The sequence below is a fragment of the Streptomyces sp. NPDC059696 genome (genome assembly GCF_042733745.1).
GTDB lineage: Bacteria > Actinomycetota > Actinomycetes > Streptomycetales > Streptomycetaceae > Streptomyces.
Genome location: NZ_JBHWFG010000010.1, coordinates 168,571 through 191,789, shown reverse-complemented (window position 1 = coordinate 191,789; position 23,219 = coordinate 168,571). Strand labels below are relative to the sequence as shown.

Here is a 23,219-nt window from a genome sequence, read left to right as displayed (position 1 = left end):
CGACAACCGTCCTTCGGCAGCGGGATGACGGACGCGGGAGGGACAGCGGTCGGCATCGGGCCCTTCCGTGGGTACGATGCCGACCGGTCACGCGTCAGGCGGTGCGGGCCGCCTGGTAGGACGGGAGCCAGGCGCGCTCCTCCGGCGCGTCGACGGCGACCAGCGCAGAGTCGTCGTCGAGGTACGTCTGCGGAGCCAGCTCCGGCGTTTTGATGGTGTCCACCAGCATGTTTTCCATCCCCTCTGTTCACTGACAGTACGGACCCCGACAGGCCGGAAAGCAGCCCGCCGGAGCATCATGTTCCGCCATACCGGGTCTCAAGCCAATGGGACTTTTGTCCCCGATTTCCTCCCACACCCCGTCAGACTTGGTGGAAACTCTGTCGTCTTCCGCCCCGAGCGTAACGATGGGCCGACTCATTGAGGGCCAGGCACCCTGCTGCGCATGTCCTCCGCCCCCACTCCCGAACAGCGGGCCACCTACCGGGAAGTGCTCTCCGACCGGCGGTTTCGGTTGCTGTTCGTGACCAGGATCCTGACGGTCTCCGCCGACTCTCTCCGTATCGTGACCTTGTCAACCCTTGTCTTCGCGGCGACAGGCTCACCCCTGTTCGGCGCCCTGGCGTTCGGCATCGGTTTCCTCCCGCAGGTAGCCGGTTCGCTCCTCCTCGGCGCACTCGCCGACCGCGCCCGCCCGCGCCGGGTCATCACCGTCGGATACGGAATCCAGTGCGCGGCGGCCGCCGTGATGGGGGCGACCCACCTGTCGGTGGCGGCGGTCCTGTTCCTCATCGCCGCCGTGGCCTTCACGACGCCCGCCGTCAGCGGTGCGTCCAACCGGCTCATCGCCGAGCGGCTCACCGGTGACGCCTACGTCCTGGGGCGCTCGCTGTCGAACATGTCCGTGTCCGCGGCCCAGTTGGCCGGCCTGGCCGCTGGCGGTGCCGCGGTAGGGTTCCTCGGCCCACAGAGGGCGCTGCTGGTCAGCGCGGGCGTCTATCTGACAGCCGCTGCGGCCGTCCGCCTCCAGCTGCCCTACCTGCCCCCTGCTCAACAGACGGCTGGCCACGAGGCACCACAGACCAACGGCTCGCTCCTACGTCTCAGTTGGTCCGGCAACACGAAGCTGCTCGCCGAACCGAGGGTGCGCAGCCTCCTGTTCGCCCAGTGGGTGCCACCGGCGCTCGTGGCCGGCGCCGAGAGCCTGGTGGTCCCCTTCACGAGCGGCCACGGCATGCCCGCCGGTTCGGCCGGACTGCTGCTCGCGTGCCTGCCCCTCGGCATGTTCGTCGGTGACCTGGCCATCGGGCGCTTCCTCCGGCCAGCCGCCCGGGAACGCCTGGTCGTCCCGCTGATCGTGGTTCTGGGCCTGCCTCTGGTCGGCTTCGCGCTGGAGCCGTCGCGCGTGGTCGGCGCAGCGCTGCTCCTGGTGTCCGGTACCGGGTTCGCCTACGCACTTGGGCTCCAGCGGCCCTTCCTCGAAGCGGTCCCGGAGGCCCGTCGCGGCCAGGCGTTCGCACTGCTGACCGCCGGGCTGATGTCCGTGCAGGGGGTGGGGCCGGTCTTGTTCGGTGCCGTGGCCGAGTTCACGGGATCAGGTGACGCCATGGCGCTCGCGGGCCTCGCGACGGTGTGCATGGCGGCATGGTTGGCAATCAAGTAACGAGGCGGATCAGTGGCCGGCTGTTCGGGTTCGCTCGCGTGTGGCCGGAGAGGTGTGCCCCCACACGCCGGTGCCGTGGACGAGCGACGCCGGGCGGGCCCCCGTCGGGCGTGTCCGGCCGCAGCAGCGCGACGTCCGCCCCGCCGTGCCGCCAGTAACCACGGACGCCCGGGCCTGGGGCGGCCGTCCAGCAGCTTCGGACATCGCCTCGTCGAACAGGACTGGCTCTCCCATGGCCGCCACCACCCGATCCGTGACCGTGCGTTCTCTCCAGCTCACACCTCGGGCTCACGCTCTGCAGACGGTCGGGCGTGATGCGGTGGCGGAGGTGAGCGTGCGAGGGATCAGTCCTGAGCCGGCATGACCCGGGTCACCTTGCCCTTGAGGTCGGCTTCCAGGTAGCCGGTCACGTGCTCGTCCGCGAGATAGACGGCCAGTCCCAGCGGGCTGCCGAACGTGTCGTCCGCCGGGCGGACCAGGACGTAGCGCATGGTCGGCCGCTCCACATTCAGGTCCTTCTCTGCCCGCTTCAGCAAGGACGGAAGGACGTCCCAGTCGAAGTCGTCCAGGCTGAAGGGGCGTTCGCCGCCGATGAGGGCGCTGCTGATGATGCCCTTCCTGACGCCTTCGGCGGGGCGGTAGGTGTAGCTGTCGTACTTGGTGTCACTGCCCTTGACCATGACTTCCGCGGACACGTAGCCCGGGTAGACGGTCAGGTCGCAGGCCCGGTCCGTGCCCGTCGCGGCTTTGATCTCCTTCACCGCCGTCCGGATGCCGTCCGGGGTCAGCAGGTCCGTCTTGGCGTCGGCCTGGGGCACGGATGCCGAACGGGACGCCTTCGGCGGTGCGGAGGCCGGGTTCTGCGCGCCGGTCGAGGCCGAGGCGGTCGGGTCGGCTGCTTTGGCATCGTCGTTCTGCCCTCCGTCGGGCAGCAGCGTCCATGTGAGGACTCCTGCCAGCACGGTAGCGGCGACGGAGGAAGCGATCGTGACGCGGCTCTTCGTCCGGCTTCCCGGTCGTTGCCGCGTCGGCCGGGTGGGGCCCACCGGGTAGGGAGTTGGGGCGGGGGCCGACGGCCCGGTGGAGCGGGGCGCGGCGTCGTGCGGTCCTGTGGGTCCGAAGCCGGTCGGCGGGCCGAAGCCCACGGGCGGTGCGACCCCGGCCGGCACCGAAGGTGTGGGGGTCGGCACCGGCGGAGGAGCCAGCCGGTACGAGGTGGCCGCCTCCGCCTCGTCGAGTACGCCGGGAGCCGCGCCACGGCCCTCGGCCGCTTCGGCGAGCATCCGGTCGGCGGTCTCCGCGTCCGCTCTGCGCGCCGGATCCTTGACGAGCACGGCGTTCAGGAAACCGGTCAGCACTCCGGCCCGCAGGGGTGGCGGAAGCTCCTCGCTCAGGAGAGCCGCCAGCGTCGCGAGGGTGCTTCCCCTGCGCAGCGGGTGGTGTCCTTCGACGGCGACGTACAGCATCATCGCCAGCGACCACAGGTCCGAGCCGGGGCCGCCCTCGCCGCCGCTGATGCGCTCGGGCGCCATGTAGTCGGGTGTGCCGATGATGGAGCCGGTCACGGTCAGGGAGGTCGACTCCCTGATGGCCGCGATCCCGAAGTCGGTGAGGACGGGGCGGCCGTCGGGCCGCATCAGGACGTTGGCGGTCTTCACGTCCCGGTGCTGGATGCCGACGTCGTGCGCTGCACGCAGCGCGGCCAGCACCTCGCGGCCGAGCCGGGCGGCCTCGACGGGCTCCAACGGGCCCTTGTCGAGCCGGTCCTGGAGCGATCCGCCGGTCACCAGCTCCATGACGAGCCAGGGGTAGGCGTGGTCCTCGGTGTCGACCACGTGGTGGATGGTGACCACGTTGTGGTGGTCGACTCGGGCGAGCGCCCGTGCCTCGCGCAGCACCCGGGCCCGGAGCATGGCGGCGGCCTGCGGATCGTGTTCGGCGAGTCCGGGATCGGAGGGCCGTACTTCCTTGAGCGCCACGTCCCGGTCCAGGACGAGATCGCGCGCCCGCCACACCATGCCCATCCCGCCGCCACCGAGCCGCCCTTGCAGTTCGAAGCGCCCGTCTATGACCCGTCTGCCGGATTCCCCGTCGTTCATGGCCGGGAGCCTACGGGATGCGTGAGGCACGGCCCTGCGGAGGTGCGGGGCACGCCCCGGTGGAGGGACGGCCTCCGTCCCCCAACCGCCTGTGCGGCGCATGCCGCAGCGATGGTGGACGGGATCGCACCGGCTCGTCCCCGCTGCCGGGAGCGGTGCGCCGCGGCTCGTGCCTCAGCGCCCGCCGAGGTCGCGCAGCACCTCTCGGGCCGCCCGCGCGCCGGAGGCGAGCGCGCCCTGCACGGATCCCGTGCCGCGGTGGTCCCCGCAGATGTATCGGCCGGGTGCGATGCGGCAGGTCCGGGTCAGTGGCCAGGGTGGCGGCATGGCGGGCAGCGCACCGTGGACGGTACGGGCGGTCAGCAGATCCCAGACGGTGGCGTCGGTGCCGTACATCTCGGACAGCGCCTCGGTCACGTTGGTCCGCACGGGCCCGTCGTCGCCGCCCAGCACCGAGGTCGCGACGAGCGAGCTGCCGCGTGGCGCGTACTCGGGCGCGACATCGCTGAGGACGCAGGTGTTCAGGACGCGGCGGTGGGTGTCGACCAGCAGGACGGGCTGTCCGAGGGGAGAGCGCGGCGCTACGTGGTAGTACGTGGTGACCGTGCGGTGTGCGGGGGCGTACAGACCGGGCAGCAGCTTCGCGGCGGCGTCGGCGTCCGTCGCCACCACGACCGCCCGCGCAGGAACCTCCGTGCCGTCCGCCGTGAGTACGCCCCCTTCGACGATCCCGTCGACCGGCGTGTCCAGCCGGACGGTGTCCTCCGGCAGCGCGGCGGCCAGAGCGCGCGGGACGGACTGAACACCGAAGGCGGGCAGGCACAGGGAGCCGCGCAGCATGCTGCGCCACACCAGATGGAACACCCGGCTGGAGGTCTCCAGGGAATCCTCGAGGAAGACGCCCGACACGAACGGCCGGAAGAATCCCTCGACGAACGCCTCGGAGAAGCCGGCCTCGGCCAGCGCCGTGCGCGTGGTGCGCTCGGGCGCGCTCTTGAGCGCGCGGGCCGGACCGAGTCCGTCGCGGGCGCCGAGCACGGCCAGCGCGGCTACGTCGCGCGGGCGGGCGAGCCGCCCGGACAGCAGCGAGGCCACCGTGTCGGGCCGGCGCCGCGGGTCGGCCAGCAGCACGGGCCGTTCACCGGTGTGCACCAGGACGCCCGGCAGGAAGGCGCGCGGTGCGAGGAACCGGGCGGGCAGGCGGCGGCGCATCTGCGGATAGGCCGGGTTGACGACCTGGAAGCCCCGGTCGACGGTGAAACCGTCGAGGCGGTCGGTCCGCATCCGTCCGCCCACCGCGTCCCCGGCCTCCAGCACCGCGACGTCCAGCCCGGCGGCGGCCAGGTCGTGTGCACACGCCAGCCCCGCCACTCCGGCCCCCACCACGACGACGTCCAGGCCCGCGCCCATCACGACCACCACCTCCCGCATCCGTTGCTTCTCGTGTGCTTCCCTGCCGCTCCCCGCCACGGATGCGGACAAGCACTCGAACGGGTGACGCCCGGCCATCGACCGCAGCCTCTACCGCCAGATCGACCGCGGCCTCTACCGCTACGCAGGCGAACCGCACCGACGACGCGTCCGGGAAGCACAGGAGGCCGGCGGCCGCAGCCTCCGCCTGCCCCAACCGCGCCTTACCGCCAGGGACGACGCCGCGACCGGTACGGCGAAAGGGGTGCTGCACGGAGAAAATATCGAGGGCCGGGTTGGCGTGGGCGATCTGTCGGCCGCATCCCCTGGGTGACCAGAACCCGTCGGCGTGCGGCACTTCGGCCGCCGCGCAGCGGGTCGTCCCCAATGAATTGATCAAGCAGGGGTAGCAGGTGAGGCCGCCCCAAAGGGAGCCGCGCGGTGCGTAATGCGTGATCGATATGGTCGTCGTCCCTCGGTAAACGGGCAATTCCAGCATGACCGGTTGACGTCTTATTGGGCCTCGCTCACTTCTGCTTCAGTGGGTCGCATTGTTCGCCTCACTCACCGAGGAGGGCCGTATGGCCGAAGTCAGGAAGGTCGCCCGACCCGCGGTCACGGCGTCGAGCCGTCCGTGCGCGTTCGTATCGCCGGACAGGGGCAACGCCCCGACCATCACGCCCCAGCGTCAGCGGACGGAGACCGCCCCGGCCTCCGCTGACCAACGAAAAGAGTGTGAGCCGGCCTGACGGCTGATCCACACCCGGGGCCCCGCTCGCCGGCTGGGCCCCGGCACCGCGCGCGCCGGGACCTGCCCTGTTCCGCGCCGCGCGCCTGTGACCGCGGCACCGCCGTCCCGGCCCTCGTGTACGCCTTTCCGTCGCGCCGGAATTCGTGACCCGCAGGGAGAAGGCTTCAGCCATGCAGAATTCGATGTACCAGTCCTCGCGCTACATCCGCACCCTGCGCGGCGCGGATGATCGGGATTTCAGCTCATTCGGCGGCCGGCTCGACGCATTCTCGGGCGGCGAGCGAAACATGGCCTTTCATTCACTCTTCGGCAATGCGCGGCTGATCGACCGGGACATCGTGGAACTCCTGCGGGAGGCCTCCGGGGGCATCAGCTGGCAGCGGTTACGCGAACGGGTCGACGAGGAGTCGCTGCGTGACCTCGTGGAAGCCCGCTTCCTGGTCGAGGTGGGGCACGACGAGGCCAAGGAGATCGACACCCTGCTCGAGAGCAGGCGTGAAGTGCTCAGCAGCGGCGTCTTCCACTCCTCCATCCAGCTCGTGCTCACCAACGCGTGCAACTTCTCCTGTCAGGGCTGCTTCGCGTACAACTTCGACGGGGGTGTGGAGGAGCGCAACACCTCCGGAGAGTCGGTGAAACCCGGTCCGGTCCTGGTCGAGCTGCGCCGCTCCCGCGAGGACGCGCCGGGCCGTCCGGACTCCGGACCCACGCTCGCCCGCGGCGACTGGAACCACGGCTCGGACGAGGGCCGCAATCCCTCGATGCACATGTCGCGCGAGGTGGCCGAGAAGACCGTCAGGGAGGCCATCGAGCTGCGCAAGGCCAACGGGGGCGGGCATCTCACGGTGTCGTTCTTCGGCGGCGAGCCGACCCTGGCCCGGAACACCATCCTGCACGTGCTGCGCACGTTCGGCGACCGCCACGACGGGGTCTCCCTCTCGTACGACCTGACCAGCAACGGCTCTCGCATCGACGCCGAACTGCTGGCGGCGCTCGCCGAGCACCGCGTCGACACCACCGTCTCCATCGACTACCTGGTGCCGGAGACCGGCGAGTTCCGCGGCGGGCAGCAGCAGCGCACTCCCTGGGCGGTGGTCCGCAAGGCGATCCTCGACATGAAGGCCGCGGGCGTGCCCGTCAGCATCACCTCGGTGCTCTCCCAGTACACCTGGGACAAGTGGGGCACCCCGCTGATCGACTTCGTCGCCGAGGCCGGCCTGGAGAGCCTGGACGTCATCGTGTCCTTCCAGGCGAAGGAGTTCTTCCAGAAGCACAGCCCGCACGACGTGGCACAGCGGCTGCTGGCCGCAGTGGACTACGGGCGCGAGCGCGGCGTGCAGCTCAGCGGTTACTGGTACCAGACCTTCCAGATGATCATCGACGAGGCCAAGTGGGCCGAGCAGGCCGACTACAAGACCTGCCCGGCGGTCGGCCGTCAGCTCTCCATCGAGCCCAACGGCAGTGTGTTCGCCTGCAAGGCCACCGCCCGCAAGCTCGGCACCATCGACGACTGGCGCGGCATCTTCGCCTCGCCCGCCTACCAGGACTACGGCATGCGGGCCTACACCAACGGCCCCGGCTGCCAGGGCTGTGAGCTGCAGGGCACCTGCTCGGGCGGATCCGCCGGCGCTCTGGAGGAGGAGAACGGCTCGATCCAGGTGATGTCGCCCGGCTACTGCGCCTACATGCGCGAGGTGGTGCAGGGACTGCTGGAGCGCCATCACGCGCAGAGCCTCGCCGGCTTGTCCTGATCTCCGCGCCGACGTTCTCCCCGACGGGTCGCCCGCACGGTGCGGCGGCCCCGCCGGTCCACGACCCGGCTCCCGTGACCCAGTTCCGGGCCGAGGAAGGGTGACAGGTTCCATGGCAACGATCGGACTGCACTTCGGCCATGACGCCGGGGCCGCACTCACCGACGCGGACGGCTACCGGGTCATCGAGGCGGAGCGACGGCTGGGCCTGCGTCATGTGTGCGGCGGCAACGGCGACTTCCCGCACGCCGCCGCCGAGTGGCTGGCGGAGCTGCGGGAGCGGGCGGGGAGCCCGGTGACCCGGATCGCCGTGGCGGACTGGTACACACCGCGATGCCAGGTGGTGCCGCCCGCGCTGGTCGAGCTGGTCAACGAGGACGCGCGCTGGGCGGCGCCCGGCGTCACCGGTCTGGCCGAGGCGGTGACCCGTGCGATCAAGCCCGTCGACTGGCCACTGGCCCACGGTCTCGGCGACATCAGCCTCATGGCGGTACGCCATCACTACGCGCACGCCGCCCTTGCGTATCACACCTCCGGCGCCCGGAGAGCCCTGGTGCTGGCGCTGGACGGGACGGGCAACTACGCCGAATGCGGCATGGTCTGTATCGGCGACGGCGACCGGCTCACCCCGGTGATGTCCCTCACCAACCGCGGCGGCCCGCGCTTCGGCCTGGTCTACGAGGCGCTGGCCCGGCGGGTCCACGGCAGCCAGTTCGACACCGGCAAACTGCTCGGGCTGACGGCCACCGGGGAGACGGACGGGGCCCTGCTGCCGGTGCTGCGCGCCATGCTGGTCCCGCAGTCCGCCCGGCGTGCCGCACCGGACCTGTACGAGGTGCTGGACGAGAGGGAGTTGACCGGGACCGCGCTGCGCTACGCCGGTACTTGGTGGGAGTACGACTCGGTCAGCGGCGGCTACCTCGACGCGGGCCTGGCCGACTCCTCGGACGACGACGTCGTGCACTCCTTCGGCTCGGTGTTCCCTGACGAGATCCGGAGCGCGGACGGCGTTGTCACGCTGGTGGGAACCTCTCCCGAGGACCGGGTCTGCCGGGACCTGGCGGCGACCCTGCAGCACGCCGTGGAGGACGACCTGCTCCAGTTGGTCACCGGCATCAGCCGCCGGTTCCCGGGTTACACCACGCTGTGCTACGCGGGTGGCTGCGCCCTCAACATCACCGCCAACACGCGCCTGGCCGAGTCCGGCCTGTTCTCCCGGATCCACGTCCCGACGTGCTGCGACGACTCGGGGGTCGCGCTCGGCGCGGCGCTTGCCGTCGCCGATCCGGCCGACCGCCCCGCGCTGTTGGGCGGTCCGCGCTGGGCGCCGCTGGCCTACGCCGGACCTCCGCTGACGGGCCTGGAGGCTCTGGAGGCTCTGGAGGCTCTGGAGGCTCTGGATGCCGACGGTACCGAGGCGGCCGCCCGTCCAGCGGCGGCACCGGCCGAGCCGGCGCTGTCCGTGCGACGCGCAGTGGACGACGAGGAGTTCGTCGAGCGGGTCGCCGAACTGCTCGCCGAACGGCGGTGCGTGGCGTGGCTGGAGGGTGGCCTGGAGACCGGGCCGCGAGCCCTCGGTCACCGTTCTCTGCTCGTCTCGGCGCACTGGAGCGGCGCCCGCCGGTACGTTTCCGAGACGATCAAGCAACGTGAGTGGTTCCGGCCGGTCGCGCCGATCTGTCCGCAGGAGGTGGCCGACCAGTTCTTCACCGGTCCCCTGGATCACGCCGAGACCATGTTGTTCGCGGTGCGGGTACGGCCGGACCGGGCCCGGCAGCTGGCCGAGGCCCGGCACATCGACGGCACCGCCCGGCTGCAGACCGTGACGCCCGGTGTTCAGCCCCTGCTGCACCGGCTGTGCCATGCGGTGGGGGCACGCACGGGCCTGCCCGTGTTGATCAACACCAGCGCCAACGCCGGCGGACGCCCGCTCCTCAACCGCCTCGAAGAGGCGTTGGAGCTGCTCACGGGCACCGACCTGGACGCTGTGGCACTTCCGGAACACCGCCTGATCGTCGAGTGAGGCCCGCCCCGTCCAGCAACCTGCGACCCCTGATCTGGAGAGTATCCGTGGCCGTCGTTCCCCTGCGTGACATCGTCAAGACCCAGCCGCTGCGCGTCCTGTCCCCGGCGGACTGGCAGCAGTGGGTCACCCAGGGCTATGTGATCGTGCGTCAGGCGGTAAAGCCGCAGACCGTGGCCACTCTGACCGAGGGCCTGTACTCCTTCCTGGACATGCGTCCGGACGACCCCTCGACCTGGACCTCGCCGCACACGGGCAACGACCGGCTCCCGGGGCACAGCGGCCTGGTCGAGATGTACAACCACCAGGCCCAGTGGGACGTGCGGCAGAGCCCCCGGGTCTACGGCGCCTTCGCCGACATCTGGGACCGCACCGACCTGTGGGTCACCATCGACTTCGCCAACGTCAACCCGCCCAACCGGGGGCCACGTGCCTTCGAGGGGTTCGTCCACTGGGACGTGGACACCTCCACGGATCCGCTGCCGGTGAGCTGTCAGGCGGTGCTCTCGCTCACCGACGGCGACGAGAAGATCGGCGGGTTCCAGTGCGTGCCGGAGATCTTCACCGAGTGGGAGAAGTGGGTGAGTGAACAGCCCGCCGATCGCGATCCGTTCACGCCCGACATCACCGGCCACTCGATCACCGTGCCCCGGGTCCGTCCCGGTGACCTGATCATTTTCAACAGCCTGCTGCCGCACGGTGTGCATCCCAATGTGTCCGAGGACCGGGTGCGCATGGCCCAGTACCTGACCATGGCACCCGCCTGGGAGGAGCACGCCGAACTGCGGGAGGCCCGGGTGCGGTTCTGGCGGGACCGGGTGCCCCCGCATCCCCCCGAGGGCGGGGTGCGCAAGGACGAGGCCGAGCTGTGGGGACCGGCGCGGCTGAGCGGTCTGGGCGAACGACTGCTGGGCCTGCGGGCGTGGTCCGACGACGGTGTGCCGCGGGACGACGCATCCCGGGGAGGCGTTGTTGACTGACACCGCACGGCCCGCGACCGGACCGGGCCGACGGGCGGACCTCGGCCGACCGTTCCGGTGGCTGTGGGCCTCGACCGCCGCCTCCAACGCCGGCGACGGCATCACCCGTACCCTGCTGCCGCTGCTGGTGGTGGCACACCATCCCGACCCCGCAGTGGTCGCCGGTCTGACCACCGTCAACATGCTGCCCTGGCTGCTCTTCGCGCTGCCCGCGGGCGTCCTGGCGGACCGCTCGGACCGGCGCCGGATCGTGCTCGCCAGCAACACGGTACGCGCCGCGGCCCTGCTCGCAGCGGCCGTGGCCCTCGCCGACCACCGCCCGCTGGCCCTGCTGTACGCGCTGGCGTTCGTGCTCGGTATCGCCGAGACCCTCGCCGACACCGCGGCGCCCGCGATGCTGCCACGGCTGGTCGACGAGCGGCAGCTGGAACGCGCCAACGGGCGGCTGTCCGCGGCACAGATCGTGCTGAACGAGATGGTCGGGCCGCCCGTCGCGGGCCTCCTCGTGGCAGTGACCGCCGTCGCGGCGGTGGCGACCGGCGGCACGATGTACGCGCTGGCCGCGCTGCTCATGCTCGGCCTCGCCCCGCTCCCCCGCGCCGCCCGCCCGGACGTCCCGCGGGGCACGCGCGGCGGAGTGCTGCGCGACATCCGGGCGGGCCTCACATTCGTCCTTCACCATCGCACGCTCAGGCTGACCCTCGCCGCGAGCGCCCTGTACGGGCTGGTGTTCTCGGCGACGTTCTCGATGCTGGTCCTGCTCAGCGACAACGCTCTCGGGCTGGACGGCACCGGGTACGGGCTGCTGCTCGCAGCAGGCTCGGTGGGCGCCGTCGCGGGCAGCTGGCTGGCGCCCCGGGCCGTCGGCCGGCTGACCGCGCTGCGGCTGGCCCGGTGGTCCCTGGCGGCGTCGGGTGCCGCGTACGTAGCCTTGGGTTTCCTGCGGCAGCCGGCGCTCGCCGCTCTCGCACTGGCCGCCAACGGCGTCTTCATGATGGGCTGGAACATCCCCGTGATGTCGCTGCGCCAGCGGCTCACGCCGGAGCCGCTGCAGGGCCGGGTGATGAGCGTGTCCCGGCTGTGCTCCTGGGGCTCCATGCCGGTCGGCGCCACGCTCGGCGGTGTGCTCGCCGAAGCCCTGTCCGTGCCCGCCGTCTTCGTGGTGTGCGGTGCCGTCCTGGCGGTGGGTGCCCTCCTGCTGCTCGCGCCGCTGCGCGAGGACACCGCCCCAGCGGCGGCCGACCCGTCCCCGCACAACGACCTACTCGACAAGGGGTGACCGTTGGACACACAGCTCTACGACACGGTGATCGTCGGAGGCGGCCCGGCCGGCCTCAACGGCGCGCTGTACCTGGGCCGCTCACGCCGAAAGGTGCTGCTGATCGACTCGGGTGACGCCCGCAACATGGCGGCCGGGGTCATGCACAACGTGCTGACCAACGACGGGGCGCCGATCGCGGACTTCCGCGCCCGTTCCCGCGCCGAGCTCGCCGCGTACGACGTGACCTTCCGCGACGACGAGGTGATGTCGGCGGGATGCGACGGCGACCGGGTGGTCGTCACCACCAAGGAGTCCGGCAGCTTCCACGCCCGCACCCTGCTGTACGCGGCCGGGGTGCGCTCGGTGCTTCCCGCGGTCCCGGGCCTCGCGGACCTGTGGGGCAGGGCGGCATTCGAGTGCCCTTACTGCCACGCCTGGGAGGTGCGTGAGCGCAGCTTCGCCGTGTACGGCGGCAACGTGCCCAGCGAGTGCCTGGCCGCGACTCTGACGGTGTGGTCCGAGGACATCACCTACCTGTCCGACCGGCGCGTCCTGCCGCGGGACGAACGCGACCGGCTCGTCGCGGCCGGGGTGCCCGTGGTGGCCGACGGGATCAGCGAGTTCAAGCCGCACCCCGAGGGGGTCGAGGTCATCTTCGAGGACGGCCGGTCCGCCGCCTACGGCGCGCTCTTCCTGCATCTGGACATCGAGCCCCGGGTGGACCCGCTGCGTCCCTGGTTGCAGGCCCCTGACCTGGAGTCGGTACAGACCGACGAGCGCGGCCGCACCAGCCTGCCCCGGTTGTACGTGGCGGGTGACCTCGGCCGGAACATGCAGCAGGCCGCGATGGCAGCCGCCAGCGGCGGGCTGGCCGGCATGGCCATCAACGCCGACCTGATCCGGGAGGACCGGCCCGGCTCCCTGCCCGAGCCGCCGCCTCCGCAGCCCGCCCGGTGAGCGCACGCCGACCGTCCCACCCAGCCACGGGAGCCCCTTCGCGATGACCTCACCCCGCGCCGAGTTCGCCCCGCACATGGAGCACTACACCTTCGTCCTGGAGGACCAGCCGTACCTGGGCTATTTCCAGTACGGAAACGAGAAGACACCCGTCTACACGACCGACCGGCACGGCTTCCGGGTCACGCCGGGGCCGGCCGGGCTTCTGGCCGGCCTCGGCGACGACCGCCCGGACGGACCGGTGCGGGTGCTCGCCGGCAGTTCCGCGGTCTTCGGCGTGGGCGCCACCGGCGACGCGGCAACCATCTCCGCCCGGCTGTGGAACGCCCACGCCCCCCGGCTGCCGTGGCTGAACATCGCCGGGCAGAGCCACAACTCCGCGCAGGAACTGATGCTGTTCACCCTGTTCCTGCACGAACTGCCGCCCGTCGAGGACATCGTGCTGGTGTCCGGCGTCAACAATCTCGTGCTCAGCCGACTGCCCGAGAAGAAGCAGGGCCGGCACGGAGCGTTCTTCGACTGCGGGCCCGCCCCCGACGTCGTCCCGCCACCGGAGCGGCGGGTGGCGCACGCCGCAGAGCTGACGCTGCGGCACCTCGGGGCGTGGAAGACCCTCGCGGACGGGCTCGGCGCCCGGCTGACCTTCGTCCTCCAGCCGCTCGCGCCCTGGGTGCGCGAGGAGCCGCTGCCCCGGGAGAAGCTGCTGTTCGAGGAGCTGGACGAGGTGTCCAACTTCCGCCGGTTCCACAACGACATCTCCACCATGGCGGTGGGCCGCGCCTACGCGGGCCGGCTGGCCGCCGGATGCGCCGGTCTGCACGTACCGTTCCTCGACATGAACGTGGCGCTGGCCGACGTGGCCGGCCCGGAGGACTGGTTGTTCATCGACCGGGTGCACTGCACCGATCTGGGCTACGACCTCGTGGCCCGGCAGCTCGCCGACCGTCTCGATCTGGCGTGAGGAGCCTGTGATGCCCGAGTTCCCGCATGAGGCGCACGGCGAGGCCCCCCGGGAAAGCCGCCCCGCGTCCGTGCCGGCAGTGCGCCGCCTGGCCTCCTGGCTGCGCCGTCGGCACCGGGCCGCCCCCTCCACCGACGCCCCGCCGCACGGGATGCGCCCGCAGCCCGAGGACGACGCCTCCGTCTACCCGCTGTTCTGAGATGGCCCGTTCCGGCAGCGGGACCGGCCCGGACCGCCCGGTCCTGGGCATCTCCGCCTACTACCACGACAGTGCGGCCGCCGTCGTGGCCGGCGGCGTCCCGCTCGTGGCGGCGCAGGAGGAGCGGTTCACCCGGCGCCGCCACGACGCGGCCTTCCCTGCCCACGCCGTCGTGTCCTGTCTGCGGGAGGCCGGGCTAAGCCTGGACGACCTGGCGGCGGTGGCGTTCTATGAGGATCCGGCCTTGAAGTTCCGCCGGGTGCTGGCGACTTGGCTGGCCACGGCTCCCCGCGGCTTTCCGGTGTTCCGCCGGGCGTGGCCCGAATGGACCGGCTGGAAGCGGCGTGCCGTGGACGACGTACGGGCGCGGCTGGGTGAGCTGGCCCGGGGACGGCCGCTGCCCCCGGTGGTGGCACACCGGCATCACGCCTCGCACGCGGCATCGGCGTTCTTCCCGAGCCCGTTTTCCTCGGCGGCGGTGCTGTGCGTGGACGGCGTGGGCGAGTGGGAGACCACGACGCTCTGGCACGGCCGGGACACCGAGCTGGTCCCACTCGCACAGCTGTCGTTCCCGCACTCGCTCGGCATGCTGTACTCGGCGTTCACGTACTACTGCGGCTTCAAGGTCGACTCGGGCGAGTACAAGCTGATGGGCCTCGCGCCCTACGGCACCCCGCGGTACGCGCCGCTCATCCGGGAGCGGCTGATCGACGTGAAACCGGACGGCTCCTTCCGCCTGGACCTCGGCTACTTCACCTTCCAGTACGGGCTGACCATGGTCGGCCGGGCCTTCGAGGAGCTGTTCGGCGGCCCACGCCGGACTCCCGAAGGACCGCTGACCCAAAGGGAGTTCGACCTGGCGGCGTCCGTGCAGCAGGTCACCGAGGAGGTGCTGCGGCGGCTGGCCCGCACGGTGCTGGAACGCACCGGGGAGCGGCGGCTGTGTCTGGCGGGTGGCGTCGCGCTGAACTGCGTGGCCAACGGACGGATCCTGACGGACGGGGTGTGCGACGAGTTGTGGGTGCAGCCGGCGGCGGGGGACGCGGGCGGGGCGCTGGGCGCCGCCCTGGCCGAGTCGCACCACCGGGGGGCGCCCCGCGCCCACGCCGGCAGCGGCCGGGACGCGATGGCGGGGGCGCTGCTCGGCCCCGCCTGCTCGGACCAGGAGATCGAGGACTTCCTCGCCGAAGGCGGTTACCCCGCCGTACGGATGCCGGAGCGGGCGCTGACGGAGCGGGTCGCGGCGGAGCTGGCGGCGGGCCGGGTGGTGGGCTGGTGCCAGGGACGGATGGAGTTCGGGCCGCGTGCGCTCGGCAACCGGTCCATCCTCGCCGACCCACGCGACCCGCTGATGCAGTCCACCCTCAATCTCAAGACCAAGTTCCGCGAGTCCTTCCGGCCGTTCGCGCCCGCGGTGCTCGCCGAGGACGCCAAGGACTGGTTCGAACTCCCCCAGGAGAGCCCGTACATGCTGCTGACCGCGCAGGTCGCCGCCGCCCGGCGGCAGGAGTGCGGGCCCCCACCGCAGGGTGTGTCGGGACTGGAGCTGTTGCGGGTGCCGCGCTCCACCATTCCGGCGGTCACCCATGTCGACGGCTCGGCGCGCGTGCAGACGGTGACGGCCGAGCACAACCCGCGCTTCCACGCGCTGCTCACCGCGTTCCGGGAGCAGACGGGCTGTCCGGTGCTGGTGAACACGTCGTTCAATGTGCGGGGGGAGCCGATCGTGCGGGACGCCCGGGAGGCCTACGCCTGCTTCATGCGCACGCGCATCGATCTGCTGGTCCTGGGCGACTTCCTGCTGGACAAGCGGGACCAGCCCGAGTGGCGTGAGGAGGGTGACTGGCGTGCCGCGATCCCTGTGGACTGAGCGGCTGCGGCACGTGGGGCTGGCCGTGCTGTACTTCGCGGTGGTCACCCCCGCGGGGCTGTGCGTACGAGCGGTCCACGACCCGCTGCGCCGCTCCTGGGACGCCCGCCGGCCGACCTATCTGCAGCCGCCGGTGCGTACCGGCCGCCGCACGGTGTCGTCGTCCGGCCGAACCCGCAGACCGGGCGTCAGTCCCCGGCGGGCGCGTTCGCCACGATGACGGCCACACGGCGTGTTCCGAGGTCGAGGATCCGCGAGGCGGCCCCGGAGAAACCGCATGAAGTCGCCCAGGCGTCGGCCTCCCGTGCGGTGCGGGGCAATGGCACGTCACGGCAGATGTGGCGGGCGAAGCGTTCCGAGGGGCGAAAATGCGTGGCCAACGGCAGGGTGAAGCCCACCCGGCCCCCGGGGCGCAGGGCGCGCAGCCAGTCGTCCATCACGCGACGGCCGAGAAAGTGCAGCGAGGAGGCGCAGAGCACCACGTCCAGGGAGTGATCCGGGACGGGCAGCGGTACGGCGTCGGCGACCCGCCAGTCGATCGCGCCGACCGGGACGAGGCCGGCGGCGCGGTCGCGGCCCGTGGCGACCATGCCCGGCGACAGGTCGACGGCCAGGACGGCCGGTGCGGTGTCCGGCCGGCCCCGGGCGACTTGCAGCGCCACCGCACCCGCACCGCACGCCACGTCGGCGACCCTGGCGGTGGCACCGGGATCGGCCCACGCGATCAGGGCCCGCGCGATCTCCTCATGGTGCCCGTGGTCATAGCTGTCGGCCAGCTCGTCGAAGACTTCCGCAAGCGTTGCGCTCTCCATCACCGACCGATCCTAGGGGTTTTCCCCAACTCGCCACAGGGCGTTGATGCGTTGCCTGGGTTCGGGCGGGTCGATGTCCGGCGGATGATCCGCAGCGGGTCAAGCCGTCGTCCGGGCTGTCCGAGGTTCAGCTCGCCGGGCTGAAGGCGTCGGCAGGATCGAGGCGTCCGCTGCCCGACCTGCCGATCGAGCAGCGGGATCGCACGATGACGACGCCATCAGCCTGCGCCTGAAGGTCTGCGCGGATCTCAGCGGAGCGAACGGCACCGGCAACGAACAGTGAGTGCGGCGCTGACGGCTCGTGAAGAGACGCCGGTCGTTTACGCGCCTGTCCCGAGATCAGCGGGCCCGCCTGCGTCGGAGCGGGAGGATGACAGACGTCGGGGACGCTATCGGGTTCTGAAGCGGCGGAAGAGGTTTCGTGCCACGTATACGCCGGGGCCGCCGAATCCGACGATGTCGACCCGTCCGTCGCCGGTGATGTCGGTGACGAAGCGGGGGTGACGGTCGACCCGCCAGGCGCCGGCGTCGTCGTTGTATCCGAAGCCGCGGCACACCAGTTGTGCCTGCTCGAAGCGGCCGTCGCCGCGGCTGTGCGACACCCAGACTCCCTCGTCGCCGAAGCCGACGATGTCCGGGGTGCCGTCACCGGTGACGTCGGCGAGGAAGCGCAGGTGTCTGCTGCCCGTCCACCCCTGGGCGAGCCCGAAGTCGTTCAGGACGAGCTGCGCCGGCTCGAACGTGCCGTCGCCCCGCCCGCGTGCGACGACAACGCCTTGAGGGCCGAATCCGACGATGTCCACCGGACCACCACGGGTGGTCCCGAGGAGGAACCGAGGGTGTTCCCGGACTGAGCTCCACCCCTGGTCGGTTCCGAAGTCGTCCAGAACGTACAGAGGTTCGTCGAAGGTGCCGTCCTCGCTCTGGAGGGAGATCCACACGCCGTCGTCATGGCAGCCGACGATGTCGGCGCGCCCGTCGCCGGTGGTGTCGACGAGGAACCGGGGGTGCTTGCCGGTGAGCCAGCTCCCGGCCTGCCGGCCGTGTCCGAACGCTTTGAGGACCAGCTTGCCGCTGGTGGGTGCGAAGGTCCCGCCCTCGTCCTGTGCGCTCACCCGGACACCGTCGACGGCCAGCACGACGATGTCGGGTCTGCCGTCGCCCGTCGTGTCCAGGGAGGTCCACAGGTCCGCGGCATGAGGGGCGGGGGCAGGTGGGTGCAGGACGCGCTCGTTGTCGTCGAAGGTCCCGTCACCCCGGCCCGCCGCGGTCACAGCGCCCTTCGCGGGTTTGATGGCGACGATGTCCACGCGCCCTGTGCCTGTGGTGTCGGCAAGGAACCGCTCGCCCAGCCCGGCCCACCGGGTGGACTGCCCGTCGGGGAGGTGTCCCGCGCCGTCGCTCTGCCACCCGCCGGCGTCCTGGTCGCTGCCGAAGCGTTTGACGACCAGCAGCGCATCGCTGAAGGAGGGCGTCGCGTCGGGTGCCGGCCGCAGCGAGGCCGACCGGGTCAGCCGCCAGGACCGGCGGCCGTTCCAGTGATCCAGTGGTGACCAGCGCAGTACCGAATCGCTGGTGCGCTCCGGCTCGGCTGGGACGAACCTCCAGCGCTGGGTTTCCGCGTTGTCGTCGTACTCGCGCAGGACGACCTTGGTGTCGTCCTGGCCTGCTGCTCCGAGGTCCAGGACAGCGCCGTCGGTGGCGCCCTCGATGAAGTAGAGGCCCGCTTCGCCGTCGACGGGGACGACGCGCCACTGCTGGCTCTTCTTGCCCGCGGAGGCGTCCCACTGACGGACGCCGCGCTCGGGGGTCGCGGGGTTGTCGAGCACCTTGCCGTTGGACGCGTTGCGGATCACATGGATCCGGTCGTCCTGCGCCGTCTGTACCGGAGCGAGCTGCCACAGGTGTGGGCTCGGGTCGTCATCGGGGACGGCGCGGGCGACGAGCGCTCCGTCCGTGCTCGGCGCGGCCTTGACACCGAGGGTCCTCCCCGTGGCGGCGTTGACGATCTGAAGCTTCAGGTCTTCGATGGGCACGGGCATCGTGATGCCTCTTCCAGGCGGTCGGGGGTGCCGCGGCCGGCGACTGCGGGCCGGCCGCGACTGGGGGCGGGTGCGGCGCGGCGGTGGCCGGGCATCACGTGAAGACGTGGTGGTACGGGACGTCCCACTCGTTGGGCAGCCGCGGGTAGAAGGTGTTGATGACCGTCCCGGTGAAGTCACCGCCCCAGTTGCGGGTGACACGGACCTCGCTGTCGGCCGTCACCGCGTGGTCCTTGAACCCGAGGATGGTGTCGGGATGGGTGATCGGCACGAAGGTGATCCCGCCCCAAGGGGTCACCGTGACGACCCAGAGCTGGGTGTCCTCGGGCGCGCCGTTCCTTCCGCGCCACTTGTCCCCCACCTTGTCGGGAAGGCCGACCTGGACGATGTCGCAGGTGCTCTTGGGGGCGTCCTGGTGGACGGTGATGCGCCTGCGCTTGGGCTTCGGCGCGCCGTCGTCGCCGCGGCCGGTCTCGGCGTCGCCTGCCGCGGCGGGCTTGGGCGTGACCTGACCTGCGGCGCTCTCGACGAAGTACAGCGGTCGCTGCCCGAAGAAGCCGGCGGGGGTGATGTGCCAGAGGTGGCCCTTCGCCTCCTTGGTGGCCTCGTCGAGCGCGGTGGCGAGCTTGACGCCCTTGTCGTGGCTCTCCTCCTTCAGTTCGGCGGGCCGCAGGTAGCCGCCGTTGAAGGCGTGGACGAGCATGACCGGCCGGTTCTCGACCAGCGCCGCCACGATCGCGTTGTCGTAGCTGTTCACCGCCACCGGGCCGCCGACGACCAGGTTCGACATCGCCGTGCGTTCTTGGGTGTACATCGCGGAAACCTCACCTGTCCCTCAATGTGGAGAACGACACGTCGGACGCTCAATGCAGTGGCTGCAGTAACCAGATTCGAACCGCAGCACCAGCCGGCGAAGTCCATTGACATTTTCCGGCCAGCAATTAACAGTCACATCCGAGTGTCCGGCAGATTCTCAAGTTAGTTGCGGAGCAGGGCAGTTGAGAATACCCCGGATGCCACATCACTCGATTGAGCGCACAATACGGCGCCATCTTCTGAGATTTCGAAGAGCGTGCTAGCTTCAGCTATCGGGAACGCGCAGATCCTTGTTCGGAATTCACCGATTCACATTCGGCCATATCAGTCGAGGACGGGGAATGACTTCCAACGCGTACAACCTGGTACAGGCCAAGCGTCAGCCGCTGACCAAGAAGAACCTGCGGGAGCTCAACATCCAGCAGACCTGGCAGTCCATCCTGAACCATCCCAGCCTGATCTACGTCGACGACTACGGGGCGAAACACAAGCCCGTCGGGTTCTCCGTGAACAAGTCGAGTTTCGGCAACTTCCCCGGGAGCGCGTTCCAACTGGGGTGGCTCGCCTACATGAACCTCGGGGAGCCGCTGATCGAGGTACGCGGCGACATCGGCCAGCCCCCGCCCGACACGTTCTCCTCGCGCACGTACGTCAATCGCAGCCAGTCCGAGATGACCTTCACCGACTCGGTGGACTTCACCGTCTCGAACGGTGTCACGTGGTCGCTCCACGGAGACGCCAAGCTCACCTTCGGCGGCAGCGTCGGCGCCTCGCTCCAGCTGCAGTTGCAGAACCAGCTCCGCCTGGACCTCCAGTCGCAGCTTCAGGCGTCGTGCCAGAACGGTACGGCGAACAAGAACGCAAACACCGTGACCAACAAGAACAGCAAGGACAGCGTCGGAGTCGACAACGCCAACACCACCGAAACGTCCGCGAGCAGTTCCGCGACGAACTCCTCGTCGAACGGGATGACGAACTCGGTGGGATTCACGACCACCGGCAGCGCCACCGGCAACGCGTCGCTCAACGCGCAGCTGGCCCTGGGTATCGCGGCCACCGTGGGCGGCTCTCTGAACACCAGCTGGGCCTCGAAGTCGCAGATTTCCGGCAAGGTCCCGCCGAACTCCCGCGTGCAGACCCTCGTCACGCAGCGACGCACCCGTAAGCAGTACACCTACGAAATCCCGGTGACCTTCTCCGGACTGATCGCGGTGAAGTACGCCGTGCCGGTGGCGGTCCTGTCCCCTCCGCAGTCCGGTGCCTACCCCGGCCTCGACCAGCTGGTCGCCCGGGACATCGGCGACATCGACCTGGCACCCGGCGGTTTTCGCATGAAAGGACTGGCCGAGGTCGTCTCCGCTTTGGAGGTCCACCACACGATGCTCGACAGCGAGAGCCTGGCCGTCAGCCCGCAGACCCTGTACAAGCAGCCCTGACCGCGCGGAACCGCCACCACAACGACAACGACGACCGAGGGGACGACCATGGTGTTCGACAACATCTTCAACTCCGCGCGCACGGGCGCGGGACTGTTCTCCGTGACCACTGACGGCACCAAGCCCCCGTTCGGCGAGGACGTCGACTTCGAGGACGCCGGCAGCGACACGTACGACGACACCAGCACCAGCCTGTTCAACAGCGCGATCCATGGCGCTTCCTCCCGAGCGAAGATCGTGCAGGAGACGTCACCCGAAGCGCGGGCCGTCCTGGGCTTCCTCGGCTCCTTCATCCAGAGCACCCAGGCGTCCGCCCACACGCAGGCCCGATACGCCACCGATCCCGGCTCGGTGAGCGATGCAGCGTCCGCCGGCATGAACAAGGCGAGCGCGACAGTGACAGATCACAGCGATCTGCAGAAGGACGAGGATCTGCAGAGCAGGCCGAAGAAGAGCGACTACGCCCAGCCGCCCAAAACCCCGCAGACGCCGAAAGCACCTGAGGCACCCACCGCGCCCAAGGCGACCGCGGAGAAGCCGTCCCGTTCCGAATAGGGGCCGGGGCGGAGCAGAGACAGGGCAGGGTGTAAGAGAGGGCAGGGGCGAGAGTGCCCCTGCCCTCCGGTGTCATACGGGAAGCAGTTGCCACTGCCGGCCCTGGTGATCGCCCTCCGACCCGTCCTGGGTGATCGCCGCGCGGGCATTGGTGTCGACCCGCAGGAGCAGACCGCTGTTGCGGTTCGCGATTTCGAACACTCGGGGAGTGCCGTCCACCGGGCCTACCGGGATCAGCCTCCACTGCTGATGATGTGCGTCCGCGCCCTCGTACCCGCGCTGTGCGATGACTGCCCCGGACCTTTCCTGCGCTCCGACGACCTCCAGAACCTTGCCGCTGCGCACGTTCTCGATCCGGTACAGGACGTCGCCGTCGTGCTGACCCGCCGCGACCACCCTCCACCGCTGATGATCCCTGGACGCCGCGAGCATCTGATGGACCTCCGCCCCGTCCTTGACGGACTCGCGCACGATCCCCATCCGTAGCCTGCTGCGCACGTTGGCCCAGGAGACCACAGTGCCCGAGTCGGGCAACCCGGCCAGCCTCGTCGACGCGATCTTCCGTAGGCGGTTGTTGACGTGGTCGGCGATGTAGAGGGTGTCGACGCAGTCCAAGGCCAGCCCGTACGGGTGGTACAGCTGGGCCTTGGCGGCCGGGCCGCCGTCACCACCGAAGCCTGCGGTGCCCGTGCCGGCCACCGTGCTGATCTTCTCGTCCGCAGCGACCCTGCGGACTCGATGGTTGCCGTAGTCGGCGATGTAGAGGTCGCCTGCGCTGTCCACCGCCACTCCGACCGGGCCGTTCAGCCGGGCGGCGGTGGCGGGACCGTCGTCCCCGCTGAAGCCCGATGCGCCCGCCCCGGCGACGGTGCTGATCTTCCCGTCGGCCGTCACCTTGCGGACCCGGTGGTTGGCGTAGTCCGCGATGTAGAGGGCGCCCGTGCCGTCGACCGCCAGTGCGTGCGGGCGGTTCAGCTGCGCTGAAACCGCCGGGCCGCCATCTCCACCGGCGCCGACAGCCCCCGTGCCGACGAACGTGCTGATGCGGCCGTCGGTCGTGATCTTCCGCACGCGGTTGTTGTGGTACTCGGAGACATAGAGGGTGCCGCCGCTGTCTACCGCCACCCCCGTGGGGAGGTTCAACCGGGCGGCGGTGGCGGGACCGTCGTCCCCGCTAAAGCCCGCGGCGCCTGTGCCGACGACGGTACTGATCCGTCCGTCCGGGGTGACCTTCCGCACCCGGTGGTTGTTGCCATCGGCGATGTAGACGGCGCCGGCACTGTCGACCGCAACTTCGCGCGGCCAGTTCAACTGGGCCGCGACGGCAGGGCCGTTGTCCCCGCTGAAGCCCGCGGACCCGGTTCCCGCAACCGTGCTGATCTTCCCGTCGGTCGTGATCTTCCGGACGCGGTGGTTGTTGGAGTCGGAGAAGTAGAGGGTTCCGGTGCTGTCCACTGCGATGCCGTACGGGCGGTTCAACTGAGCCGAGACGGCCGGCTCGTTGTCGCCCTTGAATCCCGCAGCCCCGGTCCCCGAGACCGTGCTGATCGGCGGAACGGCGTTCTCGTCACCTGTGGTGGGCTGGGCAGTGCTCATCGACCTCCCCCCGTTCCTCGCGCCCGCTCCCGACGGT

19 protein-coding genes are annotated in these 23,219 nt (G+C 70.7%); 12 read left to right on the top strand and 7 right to left on the bottom strand.

Annotated features, from left to right (window positions below; genetic code table 11):
* Positions 1-94: 94 nt before the first annotated feature.
* A complete protein-coding gene (locus ACFV20_RS14055; protein ID WP_385656006.1) occupies positions 95-223 on the bottom strand; it encodes a hypothetical protein in 129 nt (42 codons plus the stop codon).
* A 222-nt stretch (positions 224-445) separates the two neighbouring features.
* Here ACFV20_RS14055 and ACFV20_RS14050 point away from each other — a divergent pair, with 222 nt between their 5' ends.
* On the top strand, positions 446-1,663 hold the full coding sequence (locus ACFV20_RS14050) for an MFS transporter (RefSeq protein WP_385656004.1): 1,218 nt from the start codon (positions 446-448) through the stop codon (positions 1,661-1,663).
* Between the two features lie 344 nt (positions 1,664-2,007).
* Here the strand turns inward: ACFV20_RS14050 and ACFV20_RS14045 are convergent, their stop codons facing one another.
* Both ACFV20_RS14045 and ACFV20_RS14040 read right to left on the bottom strand, forming a co-directional pair.
* A complete protein-coding gene (locus tag ACFV20_RS14045; RefSeq protein WP_385656002.1) occupies positions 2,008-3,762 on the bottom strand; it encodes a protein kinase in 1,755 nt (584 codons plus the stop codon).
* Positions 3,763-3,936: 174 nt separating this feature from the next.
* A complete protein-coding gene (locus ACFV20_RS14040; protein WP_385656000.1) occupies positions 3,937-5,193 on the bottom strand; it encodes an NAD(P)/FAD-dependent oxidoreductase in 1,257 nt (418 codons plus the stop codon).
* 1,017 nt (positions 5,194-6,210) lie between these two features.
* Here ACFV20_RS14040 and ACFV20_RS14035 point away from each other — a divergent pair.
* The 9 genes from ACFV20_RS14035 to ACFV20_RS13995 all read left to right on the top strand — a co-directional run bounded on the left by ACFV20_RS14035 (position 6,211) and on the right by ACFV20_RS13995 (position 16,145).
* Positions 6,211-7,674: a radical SAM protein gene (locus tag ACFV20_RS14035; RefSeq protein WP_385655998.1), complete on the top strand. Its 1,464-nt coding sequence runs from the start codon at positions 6,211-6,213 to the stop codon at positions 7,672-7,674.
* Between the two features lie 112 nt (positions 7,675-7,786).
* Positions 7,787-9,697 carry a carbamoyltransferase C-terminal domain-containing protein gene (locus ACFV20_RS14030; RefSeq protein WP_385655996.1) on the top strand — a complete coding sequence of 637 codons (1,911 nt, stop codon included), beginning with the start codon at positions 7,787-7,789 and terminating at the stop codon, positions 9,695-9,697.
* A 47-nt stretch (positions 9,698-9,744) separates the two neighbouring features.
* Positions 9,745-10,677 carry a phytanoyl-CoA dioxygenase family protein gene (locus ACFV20_RS14025; protein WP_385655994.1) on the top strand — a complete coding sequence of 311 codons (933 nt, stop codon included), beginning with the start codon at positions 9,745-9,747 and terminating at the stop codon, positions 10,675-10,677.
* A complete protein-coding gene (locus ACFV20_RS14020) occupies positions 10,670-11,956 on the top strand; it encodes an MFS transporter (RefSeq protein WP_385655993.1) in 1,287 nt (428 codons plus the stop codon). Before ACFV20_RS14025 ends, ACFV20_RS14020 begins: the two co-directional genes overlap by 8 nt.
* Before the next feature lie 3 nt (positions 11,957-11,959).
* Positions 11,960-12,895, top strand: coding sequence for an NAD(P)/FAD-dependent oxidoreductase (locus ACFV20_RS14015; RefSeq protein ID WP_385655991.1), 936 nt, complete (start codon positions 11,960-11,962; stop codon positions 12,893-12,895).
* A 43-nt stretch (positions 12,896-12,938) separates the two neighbouring features.
* A complete protein-coding gene (locus tag ACFV20_RS14010; protein ID WP_385655990.1) occupies positions 12,939-13,856 on the top strand; it encodes an Inducer of phenazine A in 918 nt (305 codons plus the stop codon).
* 10 nt (positions 13,857-13,866) lie between these two features.
* The gene (locus tag ACFV20_RS14005; RefSeq protein WP_385655988.1) at positions 13,867-14,055 is read left to right on the top strand and encodes a hypothetical protein; all 189 of its coding nucleotides are present in this window, start codon (positions 13,867-13,869) and stop codon (positions 14,053-14,055) included.
* Position 14,056: 1 nt separating this feature from the next.
* Positions 14,057-15,925 carry a carbamoyltransferase gene (locus ACFV20_RS14000; RefSeq protein ID WP_385655986.1) on the top strand — a complete coding sequence of 623 codons (1,869 nt, stop codon included), beginning with the start codon at positions 14,057-14,059 and terminating at the stop codon, positions 15,923-15,925.
* On the top strand, positions 15,903-16,145 hold the full coding sequence (locus tag ACFV20_RS13995; protein WP_385655984.1) for a hypothetical protein: 243 nt from the start codon (positions 15,903-15,905) through the stop codon (positions 16,143-16,145). The genes ACFV20_RS14000 and ACFV20_RS13995 overlap by 23 nt, the downstream gene beginning before the upstream one ends.
* Here the strand turns inward: ACFV20_RS13995 and ACFV20_RS13990 are convergent.
* The 3 genes from ACFV20_RS13990 to ACFV20_RS13980 all read right to left on the bottom strand — a co-directional run bounded on the left by ACFV20_RS13990 (position 16,114) and on the right by ACFV20_RS13980 (position 19,593).
* Positions 16,114-16,737: a class I SAM-dependent methyltransferase gene (locus tag ACFV20_RS13990; RefSeq protein ID WP_385656110.1), complete on the bottom strand. Its 624-nt coding sequence runs from the start codon at positions 16,735-16,737 to the stop codon at positions 16,114-16,116. The genes ACFV20_RS13995 and ACFV20_RS13990 overlap by 32 nt on opposite strands.
* 389 nt (positions 16,738-17,126) lie before the next feature.
* On the bottom strand, positions 17,127-18,779 hold the full coding sequence (locus tag ACFV20_RS13985) for an FG-GAP-like repeat-containing protein (RefSeq protein ID WP_385655982.1): 1,653 nt from the start codon (positions 18,777-18,779) through the stop codon (positions 17,127-17,129).
* 94 nt (positions 18,780-18,873) lie between these two features.
* A complete protein-coding gene (locus ACFV20_RS13980) occupies positions 18,874-19,593 on the bottom strand; it encodes a hypothetical protein (RefSeq protein ID WP_385655981.1) in 720 nt (239 codons plus the stop codon).
* A 343-nt stretch (positions 19,594-19,936) separates the two neighbouring features.
* On the opposite strand from ACFV20_RS13980, the gene ACFV20_RS13975 reads away from it, so the two are divergent.
* Positions 19,937-21,031, top strand: coding sequence for a hypothetical protein (locus ACFV20_RS13975; protein ID WP_385655979.1), 1,095 nt, complete (start codon positions 19,937-19,939; stop codon positions 21,029-21,031).
* Between the two features lie 48 nt (positions 21,032-21,079).
* Positions 21,080-21,586 carry a hypothetical protein gene (locus ACFV20_RS13970; RefSeq protein ID WP_385655977.1) on the top strand — a complete coding sequence of 169 codons (507 nt, stop codon included), beginning with the start codon at positions 21,080-21,082 and terminating at the stop codon, positions 21,584-21,586.
* A gap of 72 nt (positions 21,587-21,658) precedes the next feature.
* Here ACFV20_RS13970 and ACFV20_RS13965 read toward each other — a convergent pair whose 3' ends face one another.
* A complete protein-coding gene (locus tag ACFV20_RS13965) occupies positions 21,659-23,182 on the bottom strand; it encodes an RICIN domain-containing protein (RefSeq protein ID WP_385655975.1) in 1,524 nt (507 codons plus the stop codon).
* Positions 23,183-23,219: the final 37 nt, after the last annotated feature.